4 protein-coding genes and 1 pseudogene are annotated in these 5256 nt (G+C 73.0%); 4 read left to right on the top strand and 1 reads right to left on the bottom strand.

What is annotated here, in order from left to right; all coding sequences use genetic code 11:
• Positions 1 to 245: 245 nt before the first annotated feature.
• Together groL and ACOV8S_RS01455 are read left to right on the top strand one after the other, a co-directional pair.
• The gene (groL, locus tag ACOV8S_RS01460) at positions 246 to 1868 is read left to right on the top strand and encodes a chaperonin GroEL (protein ID WP_382553712.1); all 1623 of its coding nucleotides are present in this window, start codon (positions 246 to 248) and stop codon (positions 1866 to 1868) included.
• A gap of 361 nt (positions 1869 to 2229) precedes the next feature.
• Positions 2230 to 3366 carry an NADH:flavin oxidoreductase gene (locus ACOV8S_RS01455; protein ID WP_448315506.1) on the top strand — a complete coding sequence of 379 codons (1137 nt, stop codon included), beginning with the start codon at positions 2230 to 2232 and terminating at the stop codon, positions 3364 to 3366.
• Between the two features lie 155 nt (positions 3367 to 3521).
• Here the strand turns inward: ACOV8S_RS01455 and ACOV8S_RS01450 are convergent, their stop codons facing one another.
• The gene (locus ACOV8S_RS01450; protein WP_351113019.1) at positions 3522 to 4085 is read right to left on the bottom strand and encodes a hypothetical protein; all 564 of its coding nucleotides are present in this window, start codon (positions 4083 to 4085) and stop codon (positions 3522 to 3524) included.
• A 247-nt stretch (positions 4086 to 4332) separates the two neighbouring features.
• On the opposite strand from ACOV8S_RS01450, the gene ACOV8S_RS01445 reads away from it, so the two are divergent.
• Both ACOV8S_RS01445 and ACOV8S_RS01440 read left to right on the top strand, forming a co-directional pair.
• A complete protein-coding gene (locus ACOV8S_RS01445) occupies positions 4333 to 4998 on the top strand; it encodes an HD domain-containing protein (protein ID WP_448315504.1) in 666 nt (221 codons plus the stop codon).
• Between the two features lie 20 nt (positions 4999 to 5018).
• Positions 5019 to 5256 (top strand): annotated as a pseudogene (locus ACOV8S_RS01440) (hypothetical protein); the annotation flags it as partial.

Here is a 5256-nt window from a genome sequence, read left to right as displayed (position 1 = left end):
TCACCGACCCGGTCCATCGTTGTCACTCTCACCTTCAGAGTGCTAACGCAATAATTAGCACTCGCAGGGGGCGAGTGCTAATTATTGCGTTAGCACTCTGAAGGTGAGAGTGACAACGATGGACCGGGTCGGTGAGGTCCGCGTTGCCGTTGGCGGGGAAGGAACCGTCCGGCACGCAGGCCGTCCGTCGCGGGCGCGGGCGCGGTCCGAAGGAATCACCCCCAGTCCTGGGAGGACCACTTCACATGGCCAAGATCATCGCGTTCGACGAGGAGGCGCGGCGCGGCCTCGAGCGCGGCATGAACCAGCTCGCGGACGCCGTCAAGGTGACGCTCGGCCCCAAGGGCCGCAACGTCGTCCTCGAGAAGAAGTGGGGCGCCCCCACGATCACCAACGATGGTGTTTCCATCGCCAAGGAGATCGAGCTCGAGGACCCGTACGAGAAGATCGGCGCCGAGCTGGTCAAGGAAGTCGCCAAGAAGACGGACGACGTCGCCGGCGACGGTACGACCACCGCGACCGTTCTCGCCCAGGCGCTGGTCCGTGAGGGCCTGCGCAACGTGGCGGCCGGCGCCAACCCGATGGCCCTCAAGCGCGGCATCGAGAAGGCCGTCGAGGCCGTCTCCGGCGCCCTGCTCGAGCAGGCCAAGGAGATCGAGACCAAGGAGCAGATCGCCTCCACCGCCTCCATCTCCGCCGCCGACACCCAGATCGGCGAGCTCATCGCCGAGGCGATGGACAAGGTCGGCAAGGAAGGCGTCATCACGGTCGAGGAGTCCCAGACCTTCGGTCTGGAGCTCGAGCTCACCGAGGGCATGCGCTTCGACAAGGGCTACATCTCGGCGTACTTCGCGACCGACATGGAGCGCATGGAGGCGTCGCTCGAGGACCCGTACATCCTCATCGCCAACTCCAAGATCTCCTCGGTCAAGGACCTGCTCCCGCTCCTGGAGAAGGTCATGCAGTCGGGCAAGCCGCTGCTGATCATCGCCGAGGACGTCGAGGGCGAGGCCCTGTCGACCCTGGTCGTCAACAAGATCCGCGGCACCTTCAAGTCCGTCGCGGTCAAGGCCCCGGGCTTCGGCGACCGCCGCAAGGCCATGCTCGGCGACATCGCCATCCTCACGGGCGGCGAGGTCATCTCCGAGGAGGTCGGCCTCAAGCTGGAGAACGCGTCCCTGGACCTCCTGGGCCGCGCCCGCAAGGTCGTCATCACCAAGGACGAGACCACCATCGTCGACGGCGCCGGCTCCGCCGACCAGGTCCAGGGCCGGGTCAACCAGATCCGCGCCGAGATCGAGAACAGCGACTCGGACTACGACCGCGAGAAGCTGCAGGAGCGCCTGGCGAAGCTCGCCGGCGGTGTCGCGGTCATCAAGGCCGGCGCCGCGACCGAGGTGGAGCTCAAGGAGCGCAAGCACCGCATCGAGGACGCCGTCCGCAACGCGAAGGCCGCCGTCGAGGAGGGCATCGTCGCCGGTGGTGGCGTGGCCCTGCTGCAGGCTTCCCAGGTCTTCGAGAAGCTGGAGCTCGAGGGTGACGAGGCGACCGGCGCCCAGGCCGTGAAGCTCGCGCTCGAGGCCCCGCTGAAGCAGATCGCCGTCAACGCCGGCCTCGAGGGCGGCGTCGTGGTGGAGAAGGTCCGCAACCTCACCCCGGGTCACGGCCTCAACGCCGCGACCGGCGAGTACGTCGACCTGATCGCCGAGGGCATCATCGACCCGGCGAAGGTGACCCGTTCCGCGCTGCAGAACGCCGCCTCCATCGCCGCGCTGTTCCTCACCACCGAGGCCGTCATCGCCGACAAGCCGGAGAAGGCCGCCGCGGCCGCTCCGGGCGGCATGCCGGGCGGTGACATGGACTTCTGAGCCTGACGGCTCGAAGCCCTGACGCACGCGTCACGCAGGAGGGCGGCACCCACCACGGGTGCCGCCCTTCGGCGTTCCCGCGGCCCGGGTCTCCGGGACGGCGCCGGCACGGGTGCGGGGCGCGGCCCGGAGCGGGTGCGGGTGCGGGGCGGTTCCGGCTCGGGTGCGGGTGCGGGACGGTTCCGGCACGGGAGCGGTGCCGTGCGCCCCGGTGTGCGGATCGTCACCGGCGGCGGGGAATGCCCCGGCATACCGACTGGTTCGCACAAGTACGCGGACGTGCGCGCCGTCGAACGGCGTACGCGCCCGCGCAGTGTGACCGAAGACCGACCGCTGACCGCGCTTCCCCTTGGAGCCCCACGTGACCGTCGCCACCGGTGCCGAGATCGCCGACCGCGCCTCCCGGGTCCTGGCCCGCCCGCTCACCATCAACGGCATGACGCTGCGCAACCGCCTGGTGATGCCGCCCATGACCCGCAAGTTCTCCCCGGGCGGCGTGCCGGGCGAGGACGTCGTCGCCTACTACCGGCGGCGCGCCGCGGCCGAGGTCGGGCTGATCGTGACCGAGGGCACGTACATCGACCGTCCGGCCGCCGGTGACAGCCGCCGGGTGCCGCGCTTCCACGGCGAGGACGCGCTGGCCGGCTGGCGCGAGGTCGTCGAGGCGGTGCACGCCGAGGGCGGGAAGATCGTCCCGCAGCTGTGGCACGTCGGCATGACCCGCCCGGAAGGCCGCGGCCCGTCCCCGGACGCCCCGTCCGAGGGCCCTTCGGGGCTGCTGCTGAGCGGTGAGGCGGCCCCGAACGGCCGCGCGATGACCCAGGAGGACATCGACGCCACCGTCGCCGCCTTCGCCCGGGCCGCCGCCGACGCCGAGCGCGTCGGCTTCGACGGCATCGAACTGCACGGCGCCCACGGTTACCTGATCGACCAGTTCCTGTGGGAGCGCACCAACCGCCGCACCGACAAGTACGGCGGCGACGCGGTGGCCCGCACCCGCTTCGCGGTGGAGATCGTCGAGGCGGTCCGCGCCGCGGTCTCGCCCGACTTCCCGGTCATCTTCCGCTTCTCGCAGTGGAAGTCCGAGGCCTACGACGCCAAGCTGGCGACCACCCCGGAGGAGCTGGAGGCGGTGCTGCGGCCGATCTCCGAGGCCGGCGTCGACGCCTTCCACGCCTCCACCCGCCGCTACTGGCTGCCCGAGTTCGAGGGCTCCGACCTCAACCTGGCCGCCTGGACGAAGAAGCTGCTCGGCAAGCCGGTGATCACCGTCGGCTCGGTGGGCCTGGACGGCAACTTCACCGACGCCTTCGCCGGCAAGGGCTCCCCGGTGCGCGCCGTCGACGACCTGCTGGACAGCGTGGAGCGCGAGGAGGTCGACCTGGTCGCGGTCGGCCGCGCGCTGCTGCAGGACCCCGAGTGGGGCGCCAAGCTGCTCGGCGGGCGCACGGACGAGATGTCCTCGTACGACGCCGCCTCGCTCATGACCCTGCACTGATCCCTGACCGGCACCACCGCCGGGACCGCGAAAGGGCCCGGGGCGCGGACCATCTCCGCGCCCCGGGCCCTTCCCGTTGCCGACGCCTTGCCGTTGCCGGCGCCTCGCCGGTGCTGGCGCCTTGCCGTCGCCGTCGGCGGGGCCGCGCGCCCCGGTCAGCCCATCGGTTCGACGGGGACGACCCGGGGCTCGCCCCAGACGCGCAGCACCTCGTAGTCGGTGAACTCGTGCACCAGCCGGTACGCCATGGCGGGGCGCGGGGAGCGGCGCTCGGCGGCCAGGAACAGCTCGGCCTCCCGCCGGTCCCGGCGCGGAGTGCCGCACAGCTCCCAGGCGCGGCCGTTCCACGCCTCCGGCAGCCAGCGCTGCTGCGGCTGCGGGCGGTCGCCGTGCATCCCGTACCGCGACGGCACCGGGTCCACCGGGCGGTCCGGGACGGGGCCGCCGCTGAGCCGGGCCCGGCGGGCCGAGCGGCGGCGGGTCTCGCAGAGCAGGCACAGGTCCGGCGCGCTCGCGTCCACCGGCCCGTTGGGGTGTTCCGGGCAGCGGGTGGCCGGGGCGGCCGTGGTGACGGTGTCCTCCAGCAGCTCCATCGCGCGCCGCAGGTCGCCCTTCAGCTCGTGCAGCCGCGAGTCGGGGGTGTCGGCGCCCAGGGCCTCCCCGTGCTCGCCGAGCACGCGCAGGGCGCGGCCCAGGGCGTTGAGCTGTGCGTGGTTCACGGCGGTGAGGTCCTTTCCGGGACGTGACGGGACCGGCGCGACGGCGCGGGAGCGGGGGCCCGGCGGGGAGCCGGTGCCGGGCGCCCCGCGGTGACGTCGCGGCGGGTCGGGGCGGGTCGAAGCGCTTCGGAGTGCTGCGGAGTGCTTCGCAGTGCGTCGGAGTGCTTCGGAGTGCGGCTTCCAGCGTCGCACACGCCGGACCGGCCCCGGAGCGCGTGCGGCGGGCGCAGCGGCGCACAATGCGGGCATGACCGCATCCCACGCCGACCTCGCCGACCTCGACGCGCTGCGCGCCCGCTGGGCGCGGACCCTCACCGCCGCCCGCGGCGGGGCCGCGGAGCCGGATCCGGCCCCGTACGCGGAGAACCTGCTGGCCCGCTGGGCGGAGCCGCAGCGGCACTACCACACGCTCGCCCACCTGACCGCGGTGCTGGACCGGGTGGACGAGCTGGAGCGGTACGCGGCCGACCCGGACGTGGTGCGCCTGGCCGCCTGGTTCCACGACGCCGTGTACCGCCCGGACCGTTCCGAGAACGAGGAGCGGTCCGCCCGCATCGCCGAGACCGCGCTCCCCGAGGCGGGCGTCGACGCGGTGAGGACGGCCGAGGTCGCGCGCCTGGTGCGGCTCACCGTCACCCACGACCCGGCCGACGACGACCGTGACGGCCAGGTGCTGTGCGACGCCGACCTGGCGGTCCTCGCCTCGCCGCCCGAGGCGTACGCCGCGTACACGGCGGCGGTCCGCCAGGAGTACCACTTCGTCCCGCCCGAGCTGTTCCGCGAGGGCCGGGCCGCGGTGCTGCGCCAGCTCCTGGAGCTGCCCCGGCTCTACCGCACCCCTCACGGCGCGGAGCACTGGGAGGCGACCGCCCGCTACAACCTGCGGGCCGAAATGGACCTGCTCACCGGCTGATCGCCACCTAGGCTCCGTACATGACAAATCTGGGAGCCCTCGGGGGCGACGCGGCGGCGCGGGCAGTGACGGACACGGTGGCGCAGGCGGTGGCGGCGCTGCGGCCGGCCGCGGGGCGCGACTGGTCCGACGCCCGGGCGGGGCGGGTCGAGTGGGACTGCCTGCGCACCGCCGAGCACGTGGTCAGCGACCTCTTCGCGTACGCCACGCAGCTGGCGACGCGTGCGCCGGCCGCCTACCGGCCCGTCGAGTACACGC

The organism is Streptomyces sp. CO7 (assembly GCF_053474865.1).
Note: the sequence above shows the minus strand (reverse complement) of the source record. Positions and strands in the feature narration are given on the sequence as shown.

What these genes read in the sequence shown, in the direction of transcription:
- groL (WP_382553712.1), top strand. Translation starts at nt 246, where the DNA reads ATGGCCAAGATCATCGCGTTCGACGAGGAGGCGCGGCGCGGCCTCGAG.
- ACOV8S_RS01445 (WP_448315504.1), top strand. Translation starts at nt 4,333, where the DNA reads ATGACCGCATCCCACGCCGACCTCGCCGACCTCGACGCGCTGCGCGCC.